Origin of the sequence: Pseudomyxococcus flavus, from assembly GCF_050038885.1 — a bacterium.
In the GTDB taxonomy this organism is placed as follows: domain Bacteria; phylum Myxococcota; class Myxococcia; order Myxococcales; family Myxococcaceae; genus Myxococcus; species Myxococcus flavus.
Genome location: NZ_CP143624.1, coordinates 7,559,068 through 7,578,818, shown reverse-complemented (window position 1 = coordinate 7,578,818; position 19,751 = coordinate 7,559,068). Strand labels below are relative to the sequence as shown.

General features: G+C 66.5%; 10 protein-coding genes and 1 pseudogene. 7 read left to right on the top strand and 4 right to left on the bottom strand.

Annotated features, from left to right (window positions below; genetic code table 11):
* The first annotated feature begins 113 nt into the window (after nucleotides 1–113).
* The 3 genes from VZL07_RS31495 to VZL07_RS31485 all read left to right on the top strand — a co-directional run bounded on the left by VZL07_RS31495 (nucleotide 114) and on the right by VZL07_RS31485 (nucleotide 4,413).
* Nucleotides 114–707 (top strand): peptidoglycan-binding domain-containing protein, encoded by a 594-nt coding sequence (locus tag VZL07_RS31495; protein WP_426751645.1) that lies wholly within the window; start codon nucleotides 114–116, stop codon nucleotides 705–707.
* 11 nt (nucleotides 708–718) lie between these two features.
* On the top strand, nucleotides 719–2,821 hold the full coding sequence (locus tag VZL07_RS31490; RefSeq protein WP_426751644.1) for a hypothetical protein: 2,103 nt from the start codon (nucleotides 719–721) through the stop codon (nucleotides 2,819–2,821).
* A 116-nt stretch (nucleotides 2,822–2,937) separates the two neighbouring features.
* On the top strand, nucleotides 2,938–4,413 hold the full coding sequence (locus tag VZL07_RS31485; RefSeq protein ID WP_426751643.1) for a hypothetical protein: 1,476 nt from the start codon (nucleotides 2,938–2,940) through the stop codon (nucleotides 4,411–4,413).
* Between the two features lie 275 nt (nucleotides 4,414–4,688).
* Here the strand turns inward: VZL07_RS31485 and VZL07_RS31480 are convergent, their stop codons facing one another.
* The gene (locus tag VZL07_RS31480; RefSeq protein ID WP_426751642.1) at nucleotides 4,689–7,643 is read right to left on the bottom strand and encodes a PQQ-dependent sugar dehydrogenase; all 2,955 of its coding nucleotides are present in this window, start codon (nucleotides 7,641–7,643) and stop codon (nucleotides 4,689–4,691) included.
* 353 nt (nucleotides 7,644–7,996) lie between these two features.
* Nucleotides 7,997–9,013 (bottom strand): annotated as a pseudogene (locus tag VZL07_RS31475) (transposase); the annotation flags it as partial.
* A 375-nt stretch (nucleotides 9,014–9,388) separates the two neighbouring features.
* Between VZL07_RS31475 and VZL07_RS31470 the strand changes: the two are divergent.
* A complete protein-coding gene (locus tag VZL07_RS31470; RefSeq protein ID WP_426751641.1) occupies nucleotides 9,389–10,885 on the top strand; it encodes an ELWxxDGT repeat protein in 1,497 nt (498 codons plus the stop codon).
* A 298-nt stretch (nucleotides 10,886–11,183) separates the two neighbouring features.
* Here VZL07_RS31470 and VZL07_RS31465 read toward each other — a convergent pair whose 3' ends face one another.
* Nucleotides 11,184–13,541 (bottom strand): hypothetical protein, encoded by a 2,358-nt coding sequence (locus tag VZL07_RS31465; protein WP_426751640.1) that lies wholly within the window; start codon nucleotides 13,539–13,541, stop codon nucleotides 11,184–11,186.
* A gap of 578 nt (nucleotides 13,542–14,119) precedes the next feature.
* Entirely contained in the window at nucleotides 14,120–14,878 is a 759-nt protein-coding gene (locus VZL07_RS31460) for a DUF6209 family protein (RefSeq protein ID WP_426751639.1), read from the bottom strand.
* Between the two features lie 338 nt (nucleotides 14,879–15,216).
* Between VZL07_RS31460 and VZL07_RS31455 the strand changes: the two genes are divergently transcribed.
* The 3 genes from VZL07_RS31455 to VZL07_RS31445 all read left to right on the top strand — a co-directional run bounded on the left by VZL07_RS31455 (nucleotide 15,217) and on the right by VZL07_RS31445 (nucleotide 19,702).
* Entirely contained in the window at nucleotides 15,217–16,557 is a 1,341-nt protein-coding gene (locus tag VZL07_RS31455; protein ID WP_426751638.1) for a sialidase family protein, read from the top strand.
* Between the two features lie 446 nt (nucleotides 16,558–17,003).
* Nucleotides 17,004–19,142: a hypothetical protein gene (locus VZL07_RS31450; protein WP_426751637.1), complete on the top strand. Its 2,139-nt coding sequence runs from the start codon at nucleotides 17,004–17,006 to the stop codon at nucleotides 19,140–19,142.
* The gene (locus VZL07_RS31445; protein WP_426751636.1) at nucleotides 19,139–19,702 is read left to right on the top strand and encodes a hypothetical protein; all 564 of its coding nucleotides are present in this window, start codon (nucleotides 19,139–19,141) and stop codon (nucleotides 19,700–19,702) included. The genes VZL07_RS31450 and VZL07_RS31445 overlap by 4 nt, the downstream gene beginning before the upstream one ends.
* Nucleotides 19,703–19,751 lie beyond the last annotated feature (49 nt).

The following is a 19,751-nucleotide window of genomic DNA, read 5'->3' as shown; positions in this document are numbered from 1 at the left end:
AGGGTTATCCCAGAACTTCTGGTGATGGAGGTCACTCCGGGTTCACGTACTTTGACCAGGCCTTCAACGACGTGACGACAACATCGCGAATCCAGGCACGGGGGGAGCGCGGCATGGTCAGTCCGAGGACGGCACCGATCCGGACAGGGAACACGAGCACCTTCATCCTGAAGCAGCGACGGCTGCATCTGGTGCTGGTGGACCCCCACGAGGTGCCCTACGCGGATACCGAGTACGTCCTCACGGTGGGCCGTACCGAGCACGTCGGAAGGACAGCGGCGGATGGCTCGCTGAGCCACGACGTACCAGGTCTCACCGAGGGCGAGTTGCTGCTGAAGCTGGCCAGGCCCCCAGCAGCGCCGCCGCGCCAGCGCGTGCCTCCCGTCCCTCCCCGGGGCGTGCCGCCGCCCTACCCGCCCGTCATCACGCAAGAGGACTTCCCGGAAGCGGCGCCCGCCACCCCGTCCGAGCCGGTGACGCTCCGCTGGGCGCTGCAGCTCCAGTCCCTGGCGGGCTTCGAGTCCGATGCCCTCCGGGCCGCGCAGGAGCGGCTGCACAATCTGGGCTTCTCCATCAAGGGCGAGCGAGGGACGCCCGGCGCCTCGACGAAGGCGGCCGTGCGCGCCTTCCAGCGACGCCATGGGTTGCCGGAAACGGGACAGCTCACGGACATCACCCGCGAGCTCATCCGCCAGCACGACGCCTGAGGCCCGCTCCCATGCCACGCATCTCACTGACCGCCAGTGTCGCCCTCGCTGCGCCCGGGGGCCGCCACCGCAACCGCCTTCGTCCCGCCAGCCACGGCATCGCGGACTTCCGACTCCGCAGTCCTGGAGGCCCTGAGTCCCGCTGTCATCGCCCGGCCCACGTCCCCGCGCTCGCGGGAGGCGATGACGGCTTCCACTTCGCACCGGAGGTCGAGCCGGTGGAGCTGACCTGGCGTGTGCTGGACACCGCCGGACTCGTGCGTTCCGGCAAGCTGGAGCTCTTCACGCGCTATCGCAAGGCGCCGCTGTGGTCGCGCGCGCTGAGCGCCGAGGAGCTGCTCCCGGGCGAGCACCGCATGGAATGGGACGGACGCGTCCCGGCGTCGGAGACATTTCCGGACGGCGTCGTCACGGTGGAGCACTCGCCTTACAAGCTGAAGCTGACGCTCCAGGGTGAGGGCCTGCCACAGGCGCCCGTCGCCTGGACGTACTTCCACGTCCTGGTGGCGGGCCTGGAGCTGGAGCTGGGTGAGCCCCGGGTGCTTGCCCGGCAGCGGGACCGTGAGCTCACCCAGGCGCTGAAGCGCCTCCCCTCGCCTGGTGAAAAGGTCGAGCTCCGGCTGGTGGGAAACCTCTTCAAGACGAAACCGTCGGAGATGGCCGACGACACCGACTTCCGGTTGCATCGGAGGCACTGGGGGTGTGGCCCGGAGATTCCGCTCTTCGCGCGGGCCTGGCTGAAGGACTCGCGCGGCAACCGGGTGGATGCGCCCAAGGCCCTGGGGCGCGTGCGCTTCCTCTGGGACTGGGAGGACGAGACCGAAGCCCTCGAGCACCATGCGCCCAACGTCCGCGCCTTCCTCGGCCATGCGCTGGACCGGAATCGCTCGACGTCGCAACCCAAGGGAGACAACGCGCACCGGGACGTGGGCGGGAAGCGCGGCGCGCCGTCGGCGACGGTGTTCCCCCGGCAGGCGGGCTACGCCCCTCAGGCCAGTCCTCGAGACGGGGCCTTCCCGTTCCGCGTCATGCCCTGCCACACGCGTGGGTGGGCCGCGTACAGCCAGGCGTGGACGCAGGGCGCCTTCGCGGGAAGAACGGGCGTGCTGTTCCAACCGTCCAGCATCGCGGGCGATGCGTGGCGCGTCACCGTGCAGCTCGCCTATGACCGGCGCAAGGACGGCGGCGTGGTGCTGGACGTGGACGACGACGCGCCGCTCCCCGCGGCCGTGCGCGCCTCCACGGGCATCTTCGAGTCCTGGCGAGAGGTCCACCTCTCCCGCCTCCTGCGCAAGGGCACGGGCGCCACCGGCTTCTCGTTGCCCATCGTGCAGGAGCACTTCAAGCGCGCCTTCCTCCGCCTGGAGGACCGCACGGGCGGCATCTCGGAGTGGCGCGCCGAGGACTACAACACACGCATCGCCACGGCGGTGGCGACGTCCCGGCACTGGGAGCTCCGCGCGGCAATCGACCCCTCGGTGGACCAGTTCGCCGCGGGAGGCCACGCCATCACCTTCCGCTCCCACGCCGAGTTCCTGGCCGAGGTGAAGCGCGTGAAGCACTGCGGTGACGCGGACCTTCCCCGGTGGCTGGCGCCCACGCGTGAGCGCCGGCTGCCGCTGCTGGAGGCGCGTGAGTACCACCGGCAGTGCAAGGACTGGGCGAAGGAGCTGCTCACCCGGGCGTTGGACTCGGAGCTGGGAACGGCACCGGGCATCGCGCTCTTCCATTTCTCCGGGCTCTACAACCTGGAGACGACGGTTGACGGCATTCGCGTGAACGGCTTCGCGTCCGAGTTCCCCTCGCGCAAGCGGGACCGCTGCGCCGTCATCCAATGCGCGGCGCCGGGCAACTACCGCAACACCTTCAACACGCTGGAACAGACGCTGGCGCATGAAATCGGGCACCAGCTCTTCCTGCCGCATGCGCCCTTCCCCTCGGACCGAAGGATTGGTGGGGCCCAGGCGAAGCGCCACGACCTCGACGGGAAGGACTGCCTGATGGGCTACGACTTCACGAAGGAGCGGCGCTTCTGTGGGCTCTGCCTGCTGCGCCTGCGCGGATGGAACACCCGCGTCCTGGACTGTGACGGAGCCCGGAACGCGCGCCCATGAGCGTCCCCTTCCTCCCCGGGCCCTGGCTGCTCGTGCTGACCCTGTCTGCGGCGAGCCCCACTCCGGCGCCGTCCCAAATCAAGGCGCCACCCACCCCACCGCCTGGAGGTGCGCCCATGCGCATCCAACTCCGACTGTCCAAGGCGCAGCTCGTCACCTCGGAAGACCTGGACGTGCGCATCGCCCTCTCGAACGAGAGCGCCACGCCCCTGGAGTTCCCCGACCCCTTCCGGCACTCGGACCAATCCCTGACGTACACCGTCACGGGCCCCGAATACCCGAAGGGACATGCCGTCAATCATTACGCCGTCATCGAGCGGGAGGGTACGCAGCCACTGGGTGGCGTCGTCCCGCCCCAGGTCCGGTTGGGCGCGGGGCGCATGCTCGAGTCCGTCATGCCGCTTCAGGAATGGGTGCCCATTCGCCAGCCCGGCCGCTACCGGCTGACCGCGAGGCTCCAGGCCGCGGGCATCGACGCGGTATCCGAGCCGGTCGAGTTCGACGTCGTGACCGGGCGGCCAGGCTCCGCGTCGGCGGGGATGATGATTGGTGGCGAGCCGTACTCCGGGGTTGGCACCGTGTGGCTGCAGCACCTGGAGGGGCAGACACTGCTGATGCAGGCTGTCTTCGTGGACGAGACGGACGAGGACGGGCGCGGCGTCTCCCGGAGGACCTCGAAGGTACTGGGGGCGGTGGCGCCGGGTGCTTCCGACGCGCTGGCGCCGTGGACCAACGACGCCCCGGGCGGTGAGGCCGTGAGCTGGGTCGTGTGGAGGCAAGGCGCGTCGATTCTCGCCCTGGCTCCGCCCGCGACGACCACGGCGCCCTTCCGCTTCGACCTGGGCGCGCCGCCCGAGAGGCTCGTGCGTCCGCCGCTGGAGACACATGCGGGAGAGCTCTTCGTCCCCATCGTGGACGCTGGGGGCAAGGAACTGCGGCTCCTGCGCTTCCAGTCGACCATGGACGCCACCGAGGTCACTCCCGGCAAGGAAGTGGGACGCGTGCGGCTTCCGTCCGTTCCCCTGGCTGCACGCGCCACGCTGCAACCCGGGTCCGTGGGCAATGGCATCAGCATCGTGCTCGTGAGCGCGGCGGCGGGAGGGCTGGATATCCAGCACGTGCGAGCCACGGGCGCCGGTCGTCTCAGCCGCGCGGCGAGCACGCTCCTCCGTGGGCTGAGCGCGCTTCCAAATTCCGAACCGGGTGTCTGGATTGATGACGCGGGCTCCGTCCACACGGCGCTGGTGGCGGCGTCACTGAAGAACCCACGCCAGCCCATGCTGGCGGAGGTCCGCTTCCGGTCCGATGGGAGGCTCGCTGCGCCCCCGCGCATGTCGCCCTTGCCCCAGCTCCCCACGAATGCCCGCGCCGCGGTGGCGCGACACTGCCATCACCCGCATTCCGACAGAGCGGGCGAAGTGCGCTGGGCCATTCTCCTGGAGGACGGAAGGCTGGTGCATACCGGGCAGCGAGGTCCCCCCTCGTCACCGAAGCAGCCCGTGGCAAGTCCACTGGAGTTGCTTGAAATGCTCCAGGGCACGTTCATTCTCACCACGGACCCCATCCTGGGCCCTGTGTTTGAATGGCTTTAGCGTTCCTTTCAAACACAGTTCCGCAGGCACGCCAGAACGCGTCCGTTCCCTGGCATGCGCACCTTCAGGGCATGAGGCGTGGACTGGTGCCTGATGCTCTCTGGAAGCGGATAGCCCCCTGTATCAGGGAAGTTGTCGCCTCGGCTGAGGGGCTTGAGCACGAGGGCCCCGCGACATTCATCGCGAGGCCCGTGTCATTCAGACAGAAAGGTCCTGTCGGGTGGCGGGACCTCTCGTTCAGTTCCCTGGGCTTCGGGGAAGCGCACAGGGCCTCATCATCCCGCCGCCGGGCAAGTCGCCGGCTCGAGGTAGAAGCCTTCCCACGCGCCAGCGTCGACGGGATTGCAAACGCCGCCGTTGCCGCCATTACCGCTCTGGATGGGGGCGCCGGTGGTGACTTCCTTCCAGTGACGCGCGGTGCCCGTCGACGATTCGAAGCCATAGCGATTGCGGCCACCGTGGACGCCGCAGTCGTGTCGGGTGAATGACTCCGCCGTGGTGAGCGAAGCGTTCATGGTGAGCTGGTCCGCGACCACGGCCAGGTACGCGCCGCTCGCGCCCTTGAACTTGTACTTCGTGCCGCTCGTGACGAGCTCGAAGACTTCGCCGCCGCTCTGCGTCGGGCTGAGGGCAGCCACCGTGCCCGCGCCGTCGACGGTGAGCCAATTGTCGGAGCGCTCGCTTTGGATACGGAAGCAGCCGGCGCTGCCAGTCTCGATATGGCACGTCGCATCGCAGCCATCGCCCGGTTGGGTGTTGCCGTCGTCGCATTGCTCGCCGCTCTCGAGCATGCCATTGCCACACGCAGGGGCGGTGTTGCCATCCGGGCAGGTCACCGGTTCGAGGTAGAAGGCTTCCCAGGCGCCGCCATCGGCCGGATTGCAGGCGCCGCCATTACCCCCGTCACCGCTCTGGATCGGCTCGTCCGGCGTGACTTCCTTCCAGTGGGGCGCACTCCCCGCAGAAGCCTGGAAGCCGACACGCGTGCGCCCGCCATAGCCGCAGGCGAGCCGCGTGAACGACTCCGCGCTGGTGAAGTTGGCGCTCATCGTGAGCTGATTCGAATCCACCGTCAGGAATGCGTCACCCGAGCCCTTGATCTTGTATTGCGCACCATTCGGAACGAGCTGGAAGATCTGCGCGCCTGATTGTGTCGCGCTGCCGGCGACGACCTTGCCCGCGGCGTTGACGATGAGCCACCTGTCGGTGCGCTCGCTCTGAATCTGGTAGCAGCTCCCGCCCGAAGTCTCGACGAACGTGGCTGTGTAGGTGGCCGGGCTGCCTGGCGTGGTGAAGGTATGCGATTGCGCGCCGCCATCCGACCACGAAACGAATGACCAGAATTTCCCGTTCGCGTACTGTGGCGAGTCGACCCCTATCGAGCGGATGACCCCGACCACGCCGGTCGTGGCGTGTGGCGCGGTGAACGGCTGCCCGTCCATCAGCACCTGCAGCCCGCTCGGCACACTGGTCACCGTGAGCGGGACCGTGACGGGGTGTACGTCGCGATACGTCGTGTGCGTGAGGCCAATCGAGTCGCGCACCGTGAGTCGTACGCGATACCAGACGTTGCCCGAGCTCTCGCCGACGTTGGGGATGGGCCAACCGCCGCTCGCGATGCCAGTGGTATCGGCCATGGCCGGATGCGTGTGGGTATCGTGATGGAAGATGATGTTCCAGGTCATCGCGCTCGGAGGCAGCGTGCCATCCTCCTCGTCGTTGGCCGTGCCGGAGAACAGCAGGTGGGTGCCCGCGGTGTAGGTCGCGCCTGCGGCCGGCGTCACGATGGTGGCCACCGGCGGCTTGTTGGACGTCACCGTCAGCACCGCCTCGGCACTGGTGGTCGAGCCAATCCCGTTGGTCACGACCACGCGGAAGCGGGCGCCGCTGTCGGTCAGCTGCGCGGCGCTCAGCACGTAGCCGGGCGAGGTCGCGCCGGCGATGTCCACGCCGTCCCGCTGCCACTGATAGGTGAGAGGCGGCTCGCCGCTCGCCGACACCGCGAAGGTCGCTGGGTGGCCGACAGATACCAATGTGCTCGTTGGTTGCTGCGCGATGCTCGGCGGCAGCGAAGCGGTGTAGGCGATGCGCCCCACCTGGCCCGCGCCACGCGCCAGGTAGTAGAGCGCGCCGTCGGGTCCCACATCGAGGTCCACGGGCCCCGCGGCGGCCGTCGCGAACAGCGCATGCGCACCAGTGTCCGGGTCGATGCGCGAGATCCAATCGTTGGTGTAGTCCGCGAAGAAGTACTGGCCGACGTACGCGTCGGGAAACGCGGGGGCCGGTGGATTGTAGAAGGCACCGCCAGCGATGCAGTTGCCTGCGGCGGTGCCGGAGCCGTGCGGGTACGCGTAGAACGGCTGCGTGAGCTCCGGACGGTTCGTGAAGTAGCCCTCCGTCATCGGCCAGCCGTAGTTGGCACCGGCCTGACCACGGTTGATCTCCTCCCAGCCGCCCTCCCCCACGTCGTTGATGAACATGACCCCGGTGCCGGGCTGGATGTCGAAGGTGAAGGGGTTGCGCAGCCCCATCGCCCACGTCGCCTTGGCGAGCCCGGTGGCGGTCGCGTAGAACGGGTTGTCCGTCGGAATACTGCCGTCCGGGTTGAAGCGCAGCAGCTTCCCGAGCGGGGTGTCCAGGCTCTGAGAGTTGGAGGAGACTGCGTTCTCACCGACCGAAACGTAGAGCTTGCCGTCGGGCCCGAAGCGAACCGCCCCACCGTTGTGGTTGGCGGCGTCGAGCGTCGGGAAGTCCGCGAGCACCAGCTCGCTTCCGGGAACCACCACATTGCCGTTGGCGGTGAAGCGGCTGAGTCGATTGTGGATGCTGCCGTCGATCGACGTGTAATAGACATACAGGTAATGGTTGTGTTCGAAGTTGGGGTCGAACGCGACGCCCATCAACCCGCGCTCGTTGTCGGTGTCCACGGCGAGCGTCATGAACGGGGTCGCCAGAAGCTGGCCGTTCTGGACGATGCGGAGCGAGCCGTTCTTCTCCGAGATGAACAGGCGCCCGTCGGGCGCGAAGGTCATGGTCGTCGGTCCCTGGAGGCCGCTGACGAAGACGGAGTCAGCGAAGTTGGGATCTTGAACGACCGCAGCTGCGCGGGAGACCGCGAGCGCCGGGTCTGACTCCGTCGAGCAGCCCACGACGAGCGAGATGACCGCGCACACGACGAATAGCAGGATGGGAGACCCCGCTCGTTCACTCGTTCTCAGCTGTGATTGCATCACTATGGCTCCCGGGCGGACAGGCTCACGTGGCCCGTGGGCTGCGTGAACGCTTGTGGCGCCGTCCAGCCTACCGCGAAAACCCACCTGATCTTGATAATCACGGAAACGAACGAGGGACTGCTTATGGTGCGGGTGTAGCTTTCTCAAAACGTTGATCCGGCCGCCCGTGCAGGACGCGAGTTGCCTGGCGGAAGACCCGACCCGCAGCAATCTGTTGGGCGAGCCCGGCGTTAGCCGAGCAACGGAGCCGCGCGGCGTTCGCCGAGAAACCTCTGCGGCGTCACGCCTGTGAACGCGCGGAACTCGGCGATGTACCGCACCGGATTGTCGAGGCATCAGGCTGGTCGTCATCAGGCCGCGTGCTTCGATTGCATCAGCTCTCGCCGGGCCTGACTGGGCGAAAGGAAGTTGTGGCGCTCCAGCAGCCAGTGCTCGTTGTACCGGTGAGCCCGCTGCAGCAGGGTCAGCCGGAGTTCTTCCACGGTGGCGAAGGTGCGCACCCAGAGCAGTTGCTCCTTGAGGGTGCGGATGAAGCGCTCTGCACAGCCATTGCCCTCGGGACTTGCGGACGAAGGACGGACTGGACTGGGCGCCCAGGAAGCGCAACTCGCTCTGGAAAGCGCCGGAGGTGTACTGGCTGCCGTTGTCGTGGCGAATGGACAGCCCCGTTGCCACGCCCCGGCTGTAGGCACCGAAGCGCGCCTTGACGCCCTGACAAATGGGCTCGAGGGCCTCGAAACGGGTGCCCACCTTGGCCGCGTGGATGCCGACGCACTCGGCGGTGCCATGGTCGACGGCGACGAAGACGGTGGCCTGGCCCTCCAGCGTCGTCACGGTGCAGGTAGCGTCGGTGCCCCACATGACGTCGGGCATGTCGGTGATGATGGTGCCGTCGTGGTGGCGAGGGCCCAGCACCCGGCGGGCACGGCCCGGGGCCAGCAGTCCCGCCTCGCGCACCAGCCGCAGGCAGCGGGCCTTCGAGGTGCGCACGCCATGGGCCCGCAGCCGGGCCCATACCCTGCGGTACCCCTCGCCCAGGAAGGGCGAAGCCGCCAGCACGCCGCGGATGGCCTCCAGCACGGCCTCCTCCGTCAGCGCCGTCTTGGGGCCGCGCCGGGCTGGCGGCTGGACCTCGGCCTGGCGGCGGGCGCGGTGTCGGTACACCGTGGCGCGAGGAATACCCCAGGTGGCCGTCACGAGCGCCAGTCCGTACCGATTGACGCTGGAAGGCGAGAGGCTGGCTCAGCACCCGCCAGGAACTTCTCCCGCCACTCACTCAGCACCGCCGCGGTGACGCCCAGTTCCCGAGACAGCGCGTCCAGTTCCTCGCCCTTGAGCAACCGGAGCACGGCCTCCTTCTTCCTCTTCGCTTCAGAACCGACCGCGCTCCGCCGTCCTGTCCTGCTTCTGCTGCTTCTTCACATCCACCTCACGAGGGGGAGGTCATCCCCCCGAGAGGTGTCTCAAGAAATCCTGGGGCGGAGGAAGGTCAGCCTCGCACCTGCCGTGGGCAGGCCCAGCACCAGCGACGACCTTCGGCGCCGAGCTCGAGCGGAGGTCAGTGCAGCCGCTGTGCAGACCTGGTGATGCACCGGCGCGGAACCGACTGGAGGAAGGCCCGCAGCGCGTGACTGTCGTATTCCGCCAGCCGCATGCCACCTGTGCGCAGTGGATGCGGGTGCGCGTGACCCTCACCCTCCGGCCTCGGCGCGGATGGGCCGCGCCATCACAAGGAAGCCGTCATGAAGCCCCACCTTCCCCTCCTCATCCTTCTGGGCGCCGCGGGTTGTGGCACCGAAGGCGAAGACGTCACCGAAGGCGAAGACGTCGCTGTCCAGAGTCAGGCGTCCGACCTGAGTCAGAAGTGGGAGTTGTGCGGGAAGAAGGCCGTCCGATTGGCGGACATCCGCCCCGGCTCGGCGGGGTCCGATCCCGCCGACCTGGTGCATGGCGACCGTGTGCTCTTCTTCACCGCAGATGATGGGACCCACGGACGAGAGTTGTGGCGCAGCAGCGGAACGGGCGGGAGCGGTACGGCCCTCGTGAAGGACATCTACCCGGGGCCGGAAGGGTCGGGGATCTCGAACTTCACACGCGTGGGGAACCGGCTGTTCTTTGCCGCTGATGACGGTGTTCACGGCTACGAGTTGTGGGTGACCGATGGGACCTCGGCCGGTACGTACCTGGTGAAGGACATCTACCCGGGGCCGGAGAACGGCATCTTCCGGCAGGACCCGCTCTTCGGAAGGAACGAGCCCCAGTTGGTCGAGTTCGGCGGAGTCCTGTACTTCGGCGCGAATGACGGCGTCCACGGCTTCGAGCTGTGGCTCAGTGATGGGACCGCCGCAGGGACGTACCTCGTCGAGGACATCGAGCCCGGCCCTGATGGCTCCTTCCCGCGAGACCTGGTTCGCGTGGGCAACGAGGCCTTCTACTTCGTGGCGGCCAAGGAGGGGCCCTCTAGCGACGAGATTCACCTCTGGCGTAGCACCGGAGTGCCAGGCGCAACTCCCGTTCTCAGCCGGGAGGGCGACAACATCATCTTCAATCTCATGGCCGTGAAATCGCGCCTCTACTTCCTCGTGGATAACGACGATGGCGAGGCCAGCTTGTGGAAGACGGATGGGGCCGCCTCGAACACGGAGTCGTTGCGGTACTTCTTCGGCGAGTATCCGCACGACCTGGTCGCGCTGGGGAATCGTCTCGTCTTCAGCGCCGGGAGCGGGGAGCTCGAGGGCGAGGAACTCTGGATCAGCAACGGCTCGCCGCCGCCAGGCACCAAGCTGGTGAAGGACATCTGGCCAGGGCCCATGAGCTCCTCGCCGAGCTCGCTGGCGGTGCTGGGCTCGCGCGTCTTCTTCGCCGCGAATGATGGTTCGGGTGATGGGCGCGAGCTCTGGGTGAGCAATGGCACCGGAGCGGGGACCCGGCTCTTCAAGGACCTGGCATCCGGCGGTGGGTCATCGGACCCCAACGCGCTGGCCTCCATCGAAGGCACCTTGTTCTTCTCCGCGAATGATGGCGTGCATGGCTTCGAGCCCTGGGTGAGTGATGGCACCCGGTCGGGCACGAAACAGCTGCACGGGCTGGCGCATGGGAGCGCTTCTTCGTACCCGCGCGACTTCGTGCGCTCGGGCTGGGACGTGTTCTTCTCCGCCGATGACGGCAAGACGGGACGCGAGCTGTGGGCGCTGCCATTCCGTCCGAAGGGGGAGTGCGAGCAGCACCACTTCGATTGAGCTTCAACCGGCGGAAACGGGGCGGGGCGTCAGCTTCCGCCCCATGGCGCTTCGTGTGAAATAAGGAATTCAAGGGGCTGGCTCAGGTCGCTGTGAGGAGGTCGAACGAGCAGCCCCTCGTGCGTGAAGCGTGGACTACCGCCTCACGCCGCTGGGACGAACCCCGCTTGAACCCGCCATCGCGCTCGCCACGTGGGCGCAACGCGACCGGCCCGAGGTCCAACGTGCTCGCGAGGCCGCGCTGGCTGAGGCCTGGAGAGCCCTGGGGCGGTGACACCTCCCGCCCCAGGGAATGCACTCAAGGGGAAGGCTGCAGCGCCTTGCGCTCCTTCGCGCAGACCTGGACCAGCTCCAGCATGCTCATGCTGGTGCCGCCGACGTCGAACTTCTGCTCCTTGAAGTCGGGGTATCGGTTCTCGAGGATGCGCCCCTCCGCGATGCAATCGTTGAGTCGCGCGAGCGCCTCGTTCTTGCGCCCCTTGGAGAGGTGGGCCTTCGCCGCGTCATAGGCCTTCCGCTGGCCCTCCTGGAACCGGAGCTCCACGTCGACCCGCGTCAGGGGCGCCTGCAGGGCCTCGGCCTGCTTGGCACACCGAGCCATCACGTCCTGGGGCTGGGTGGGGACCCCGTCCACGAGCACGTCGACCGCCGCGAGGCTGGCGTTCTCCTGCACCATCCGGGCGCCCTCGTCCTGGCAAGCCCTGAGCTTCTCCGCCGCGCTCGCGTACAAGGCCCTGCGCTTACGCAGGTCCGCGGAGGACGCGGCGGATGCAACCGCCTTGCCGGCGACATCCAGCGCCTCACCGGTCAGCCGGCGCAGCGCCCTCGCCTGCTTCGCGAACTCGAGCGCCTCGACCATCTTCAGCCAGTCGGCGCGCGACCGCTCGGCGGCCGCTGCGTAGCTCGCGTCCTGCCGCTCCAGTGCCGCGTGCGCCTCGAACATCTGCATGACCTCGTCCACGCTCTTCGAGGCGGCCTCGACCTCGGCGTCGGTCGCGGAGATGGCCTTGGCGACCTCGAGCTTCTCCTTCGTGGTGGCCAGCCGGGACGCGAGCTGGCTCCGGGCATCCGCCGCGGCCAGGACGATCTTCCGCCGGGTGATGCGGTCGCTCAGCTCCGCCATGCGTTCCTTCGACTCCTTGGCGTACAGGGCGTAGTCACGGTCCTTCTTGACGAAGGCGGCACCGGCCTCCAGCACCACGCCAATCTGCTTGACCGCGTTCTCCGCCGCCTGGAGCTGCGCCTCGGAGGGCGTCTCCTTCTGGACCTGGGTGACCAGCGCCGCCGCGTTCTTCCGGGCCTCGTCCACCTTCGCGCGCTGCTGCTGCAGGTCGACCTCGTACCGGCGCCGCTCCATCGTCGCCCGCCCGTCCTTGAGGAGCTGACGCGCGTCGGCGGCGGCCGGACTGATGGCGGGGTTCTTCACGTGGACCGTCTCGAGCGTCTTCTCCAGGACGACCATCGCCGTCTTCGCCTCCTCGAACTGCTCGTCGGTCACGGACCGCTTCTCGACGTTCCGCAGCGCCTGGACGACCTCGGCGCGCGCCGCGTCGAGAGTGCGGATCTGGAGCGCCACCTCCACCTCGACGAGCGTGTTCTTCACTTCGGCGAGGTACTGGCCAATGGCCTGGCTCCTCGCCGCCTGCGGCTCGTACTTGTCAACCAGCTTCCGGACGACGAACGCCGCGGTCTTTGCCTCGGAGAGCTGCTCGGGCTGGGGCCGCTTCACCCGGAGCGCCTTGGCGGACCTCCGGAGCTCTTCATGGGCGGGCTCCAGCTCCACCTTGACCCGCGAGACCCCCGCCTGCGCCACGAGCTCGTCCATCCGACGCCGGGCCTGGGTGACCTCGGCGCGGGCCTTTTCCGCCTCCGCGCGATAGGCCTTGTCCTGCGCCTCGAGCGGCCTGCCTTCCTCGAGCTGCTTCTGCAGCGCCGCCACCGCCTTGTCGGTGGCCGCGAACTTCTCGTCCGACCAGGCCTTGCCCACCTCGGCGAGCGAGCTCGCCAGGGTCTTCCGGCTCTCGTCCAGAAGGCCCCGCTGCTTCTGCGCCATCAGCTGCAACCACCGCTCGTCGAGCGTCTTCCGGTGACGGGCGAGGGTCGCCTCGACCTCGGTGAGGTACGTGGAGAACTTCGGGTCCTGGCTCTTGAGGGGCCGGCCCTCCTCCGCCAGCTTCTCGAGCGCGTCCACCGCGGCGCGGGCCTCGTCCATCGCCTTGGCGCCCGGATCGCCCTGGCCGAGCTTCGCGATGCGCTCGTTCAGGGGCGCGAGCGCGGCGTCGATGCGTCGGCGGTACTCGTGGATGTGGACCTTGGCCCGGCGTTCATCGACGTACTCCCGCTGCGTCCGGAGCTGCTTGCGCGCCGCCAGGACCAGCTTCGCGTACTCGAGGTCCTCCGTCTCGAAGCTCGCCCCGGCATCGAGCGCGGCTTTCAGCGCCTCCACCGCCGCGAGGGCGGCGTCGAGGTCGGCGTTGCGCGGCGGCTCCACTTCGATCCGCTGCACGGCCGCCGCGAGGTCGGCGCGCGCACGCTCCACTCGCTTCGATGCCTCCTCGATGGACCTCGCTGCGCCAGCCTCGGCGGACGCGGCGGAGGCCCCGGCGGAGGCGAGGATGATGCACCCGATCAACACCAGCCTTGAAGTACGTACCATTCACGCAAACCTACTACAGCGAGGCGAGAGAACCCCGCATAGTGTCCGCCCCGCGCCACGCATCGGACAGGATGGAACCCGAGGTGGGCGCGCCGAGGGGGCCTGCCTCCCGGGCAGGACGCGAATCCTCACGCGCCCGGAGTTGTCGGGTGGCCCAGGCTCCGGAAGAAGCGGCCTCTTCCATGCGCAGGCGGCGGAGGGACTCGCGCACATGCCCGAGGCGGGCCGTGCCATGATTCAGCAGCAGGTCGAGGTTGGCGGCTCGGCCCCCTGGGCTGATCGGGTTGCTGCCTTGGCTGAGCTGCTGCTTGGATGGGAGGCCCGGCATCCTCCAACCGTCGTCCTTCATCACCAGCACCATGCGTCTGTCCTCTGCTGGCAAAACGCAGCAGGCCGGCTGGCTGCTTCCCTGCCGAAACAGGCGCACAGGAGGTCGCCAGAAGAAGCCGAGCAGTCTCAACGGACGGCTCGGCTCTTCCGCCGAGTCCGCGCGAACGGCCGAGGCGCGGAGGAAGCCAGCGTCGTCAGCCCGTCCACCCATGCAGGTGGCGCTCACTTCACGACGCAGCAGGTGCGGCTCACTCCACGGCGAAGTGATAGTTGGAGCCGTAGTTGCTGTCGTAGCGCACGCAGGAGCTGCGGTCCGTGTTGCGGAACCACATCTCCAGGTGGCGGGCACCGGCCGGAGCGGTGATGGCCGTCGGCTCGGACCTGCCGGAGCCGGTGACGACCGTCTCCTGGATGGGGCCGTTGTCGAAGCGGTACTGCGCGACAATCGCCCAGGCCGGGCCGTTGTAGGTCGCGCGGCACTCGGGCAGGCGGGCCACGTCGTAGTTGACGATGAACTCCTGGCCAGCACGCAGCGTGCCCGCCACCATCTCGTCCCAGTTCGCGTTGAAGGAGAGGGTCGGCGCGCCGATGGCGAAGTGGTAGTTGCTTCCGTAGTTGGAGTCCCAGGCCTGGCAGCCCTGGCTCGAGATGTCGAACCACATCACCAGGGCGCCGCTCACCCCAGCGGGGAGATGCAGGGTGCGCTGGGAGGGGTTGCCGTCCGGCGCGTGGCCGGCCACCCAGAAGCTCACCACCGGGCCGCGGTTCACCTGGACGTGGCCAGTGATGGTCCAGGTCGGGTCGCCCGAGGACGTGGTGCCCCGGCACTGCGGCAGGCGGCTGGTGTCGTAGTTGACGACCACCTGGCCACCCACGGGAATCACCTCTGCCGACGGCGTCTCGTTCCAGTAGCCATCGAACGTGATGGAGGTGGGGGTGGTCTGCGCCGCGGCCGTGGAGGCCACCAGCACCAGCGGCAGGAGGGAGGGAAGAAATCGCCGAACCAAGATGCGCTCCTTTCGAGCGGTAGAGGGACGGGATGGCGCTATCCCGCTCCCGCACATCAGGTCAATGGTTTCCCCGCTTATACGTAAAGACTGGGGCTCATCGACAACCTGCTGGAGGCGGTGGGCCCTGCGCTGCTCCCTGGACTTCGGCCCAGCAGCCCCGCGAGTCGTCGTGGCCAGGAGTTGAATCGGTCGAAAGGAAGAGCAGACTCATCGAGGAGCAGAGGGGACCGCATCGTTGGCCACCGCCAAACCAGCAGCGCCCGCGAGCAGTGCCGTGGCTCGCCCCCAGAAACTACTCCTCCTCCCCAACAAGCGCAGGAGATGGGGAAGTGAGCATGGCGAATCTGACGCGCGTGGTGAGCCGCGGAGCCTGGGTCTGGTTCTTCGGAGGGTTGCTTATTTCCGCTGGGGCGGTCGCCCACGAAGGACCGCGACGGTTCGAGGAGAAGTTCGGCCCGGTGTTGAACCTGAGCGACACACCGACCTCCAACTTCGAGTACGCGGTGGCCACCTCAGGAAACGACGTCTATGTCGTCTGGAGTGACACGCCGGATGGAGGCGTCTCCAGCATCATCCTGCGGAGGAGCTCGGACCGGGGCAAGACCTTCGGCCCTCCCCAGACCTTGAGCAGCGGCGTCACACCCGCCTTCAGCCCGTCCGTGTTCGCGGAGGGGAAGAAGGTCTACGTCGCCTGGAGCGAGCAGGGCATCCGGTTCCGCGCGAGCCACGACCACGGCCGGACGTTCGAGCCGCCCCTGACACTCAGCACCAGAGGCTTCACTCCTCGGCTGGCGGCGGAGAACGGCGACGTGTACGTGACGTGGGGTGTCACGACCGGGGAGGAGTCAGTCGACCAGCTCTTCCGGGCGAGCCATGACCGGGGCCAGAGCTTTGGCCCCACGCTCACCATCGACAATGGCCAGGAAATTGGCGTCACGGAAATCGTCGCGTCGAACAACGGAGTGTTCCTGGTCGGAGACGACGCGGGAGTGGATGACATTCCCGACGTGCGCTTCCGCCGCAGCACCAACGAGGGGCGTACCTTCGACCCCCTCATCAACCTCAGCGTCGACCAGGGCCCGATCCAGCCGTCCCAGCGCGCCCGCATCGCGGTGAAAGACCAGAAGGTCCACGTGGTCTGGGAGGAGTGTGATGACTTCTTCCCCAGCCTTTGTGACATTGTCTACCGGCGCAGCCTCAACCGGGGAGCGACCTTCGAGCCGTCCGTGGTCCTGAGCGACGGGGTGGGCCTGGCGCTCGATCCGGACCTCGAGGTCTCGGGCCAACACGTCTACGTGGCGTGGCAGGACAATGGCCCCGGGAACTTCGACATCTTTCTCCGTGTCAGCGACAACCGCGGCGACTCGTTCGCCAAGGCCCGGAACCTGAGCAAGAGCGCCGGTGACTCCGGGGCCGTCAACCTCTCTGCCGAGAACGAGTTCCTCCGCGTCGTGTGGGAAGACAGCACGCCGGGCCCAACCGACATCTTCTACCGGGCCAGCGGCGACTTCGGTGAGTCCTTCGAGCCCATCAAGAACCTGAGCGACTCCCCCGTGCGCTCCTCCACCCCACGGGTCCTCTCATCCAAGGAGGGGAAGAACGGCTACGTTACCTGGCTGGAGGCTCTGACGGTCGACAACACGGATGTGTTGTTCCGACGCACCGAGGTGAAGTAGGCCGCGCCGGCCCGGCAGCAGACCATCCGGAGGACCGTCGCGCGCATCAGTGTCAACGCACCCAGGCACCGCATCCGTTCAATGGATGGCGGTGCCTGTCCGGCTCGGTCCCCGTGATTCCCATTTGCACGTTGAAGGAACCGGTCGAGCGGCGTTACCCCGAAACCGGGGCGACTTCAGCCTGTGGGTTCGACTCTCGCGGCCTCCACGACTCCAGTGCTCGCCCGCCTTGCCTCAAGGGGCAGGCACGATTGGCGCCCCAAACGCTTTCCGCATGAAAGTGTCAATTGTGAGTGATTGACCCTACATAGTGCTCCGCTCGATGGGCTCCCTCGGTACTTTCGACATCCAAGCCCGGAGACTCCTCACACGCTCAAGACCCCACGAGGAGATGAGCACCGCGTCGATGTCGTGAAACGGCAGCCCCTGGGCAGGAGTCACGTGCCGTGAATGAACCAGAGACCCCATCGGCTGGGCTGCAGGATGTAATGCTCGACCCGCGGATGCGCTGGCGCATCGTTCGCAGTGCAAGGAGAATCATCTCCACAAGCGCGGCGCTCTATCTGGTGTCGCTCTTCTTCCTGGTCATCACAGTGATCTGTATACGGGAGGCCCTGAGCCAGCTCCTCCAGAACATGGAGGCCATCGACTTTGAAATCGAAAATCACCTCCGATACCATCCGGATGTGGTCAACGATCAGCCAGATGACCCAGGAATCCTCTCCTTCACCTTCGACGCCGCACAGGTCTCCCCTGACAAAGATGCTGCGGTCAGGGCGCGACAGCTCGCTCGGCGAATTGAGGGGGCCTTCGCCGCCATGGCCAAAGACATGCTGGCCACCGACGACCCTGGCTGCGACAACCCGGACGGTGGCCTTCCGAAGTCCGTGCAACAGTTCGACCGAGAGCTTCCCGACACCACGGTTCCGCAGCAACGGCAGCAGTGGAAAGCAACCCTCAGAGATCAAATCTGCAACTATCGGTGTGCCCCTTACGCCAAGTCCGTCAAACACTGTCCTGTAGAAGATACCCCTCCTCGTCCGGACGAGTTCATGTTCGGCACGCCAGGATGCGATTTGACCATTGAACTGCGAACCCAACTCTTCGTCCCCGCGACACTCGACAACTGCCGCTCCGACCACGAATGCACGGCGCAATGCGAGTGCTCGGATGCGACCAGGTCGGGCGACGACGGCGCAGAGTGTTTCTCTCCCCGGACGCACGAAACCGCAGCACTCTCCCGTCCCCTGGATGTTGTGCTGCAGGCCTTCGCGAATCAGCAGTGCGACTTCTCTGACGACGAATCATCCCTGGTCGCTGTCTACTTCACGACCCCGGAAGGAATCATCCGCCAATGGAGCTGCACACCCGCCCCCGGAGCACGCACCATCCATGTCGCCGAGTTTGCGGCCCAGGCAAGCTATGTTCGCCGGTTGTTCAGGCGCGCCACCGTGGGTGACTACGAAACGGACATCTACCTAGATTCCACTGGCTTCGGGCCAATACGCACCCGCTGTGTCCGCATCGAAAAGCCACGTGCAAGGAACCCTCTACTGATGGGCGTCCTCTGCTTCGATTTCACGGTGTCTCTCAACCGGTTCCTCGATCCACTCATTCGTAGCAACATCATTGCGGTCGACGAGGCACGGGCCATCATGCCTGATGCAGGGGAAGACATTACCGTCGCCGGCTACTGGACGTTTGACGCTCCAGGGACGCAGCTCGTCACGGACCACAAGAAGCGCGTCAAGGTCGCCGCGAACAGACCCATATGGGAAGCTTTCGAGAAGGACCTGCAGCATACTTTCGACCAACTTCTTGCTCGCGAAGACAATGCCTCCACGGTACTTCGGCGGGTCGAGCGGTCGATTACTCAGCTTGCCAGTGTGGCCAACACGTCGTTCCCCCACGATGGCCGCTACCTGCTCCCTGGCGGCTGGAGCGACGACGGTCGCAGCCGCAAGCTGCTGATCGTGCGGCCCGCGGTGGCAACGTTTCGAGGTGCCAAGGCGTTTGGCGGTGCGGCGATCGCATCTTTCCTTCTGATGTTCCTCACAGTATGGCGAGGAAATCGCTGGACCCGACGAATGTCGGAGAATGAGCTCGCCATCGAGTTGCTCCGAAAGCTTGGCGTCGGAATCATGTTATTGGACGAAGACGGGATGGTCATGGCAGCCAACGACGCCGCGGAGGATGTCGTGAGCCTGTTCCTTCCTCAGCTCAATACGTGGCGGCTTCGCATCAACGAAGGATTTCGGCAGAAGCGACTGCCGTCCGACCCAGCGGTCCAGGTGGCCAATATCATCGAGCCTGACGTCGTACTGGCAGAAGAGAAGAAAAAGGTCCCCTACAAAGAAATCTGGGAGCAGCGGCTTCGCGGACAGCCTGCCACCTTCTACGCGCGGACGAAGAAGCGCAACGGCAAGTCGAACTGGATCAAGGTTACGGCTGCTCCCGTCGTCTTCAAGAGAGCCGGAAAAAAGAAACACACCACATCCCTATCGATAGTCGAGCCTGTCTCAGAAACCAACGTCAAGCTCTTACAAGGCCTGGACAAGATTGTCTCACCAGAGGGGGCCCAATGACGTGGTCGGACGTGCTCAAAGGACTAATACCCGCAGTTCCCGTTGCCTTTCTACTCATACTCATTTCCTCGGTCATCCGAACACACATTCATATCTTCATCAGCGGAAATCCTCACGAACAGAAGTACCGCATCCATCTCGAAAACATGGATGACATTGCTTCTCTCGACAACATACGCCTTGAGTTGCGGATTCGAGGACAAGGTTCATTCTCTCCAAAATGCACTCAGCATCTGGGTTTGGCTCCGTGGCCAGCGGCATTCACATCGAAGTTCGAGGAACGCACCGCAGTGTTCACCGCAGCAGGACTGCGAGGCGGTGAACGCTGGCTTTTTGAGATCTTTACGAATGGGGGCGAACAAGGCGTCGAAGTGGCGTGCCGCATCGGACGCAGAGAGCTACCAATCATCTCCAGTGACGCCGTTGCAGAGTTTGCTGATAACCCGAGCACCTCTCCCCTCAATCGCTGGCTGGGACTTCCGCTTGAGGTGGACCCCATCGGCTGGACCACTTTGGGGCAATCCATCTTTGCGCCTGAGCCGACGGTGAGAGTGTGTTGATACGTCGTCGTCGTGGTCGTGTCGAGGGGGGCGCGGGGGGAGACTCGTA

Bases quoted from the DNA above. Each gene is read 5' to 3' on its own strand.
- VZL07_RS31445 (WP_426751636.1), top strand. From the start codon at position 19,139: ATGACGTGGTCGGACGTGCTCAAAGGACTAATACCCGCAGTTCCCGTT.
- VZL07_RS31495 (WP_426751645.1), top strand. From the start codon at position 114: ATGGTCAGTCCGAGGACGGCACCGATCCGGACAGGGAACACGAGCACC.
- VZL07_RS31480 (WP_426751642.1), bottom strand. From the start codon at position 7,643: ATGCAATCACAGCTGAGAACGAGTGAACGAGCGGGGTCTCCCATCCTG.
- VZL07_RS31485 (WP_426751643.1), top strand. From the start codon at position 2,938: ATGCGCATCCAACTCCGACTGTCCAAGGCGCAGCTCGTCACCTCGGAA.
- VZL07_RS31470 (WP_426751641.1), top strand. From the start codon at position 9,389: ATGAAGCCCCACCTTCCCCTCCTCATCCTTCTGGGCGCCGCGGGTTGT.
- VZL07_RS31465 (WP_426751640.1), bottom strand. From the start codon at position 13,541: ATGGTACGTACTTCAAGGCTGGTGTTGATCGGGTGCATCATCCTCGCC.
- VZL07_RS31490 (WP_426751644.1), top strand. From the start codon at position 719: ATGCCACGCATCTCACTGACCGCCAGTGTCGCCCTCGCTGCGCCCGGG.
- VZL07_RS31455 (WP_426751638.1), top strand. From the start codon at position 15,217: ATGGCGAATCTGACGCGCGTGGTGAGCCGCGGAGCCTGGGTCTGGTTC.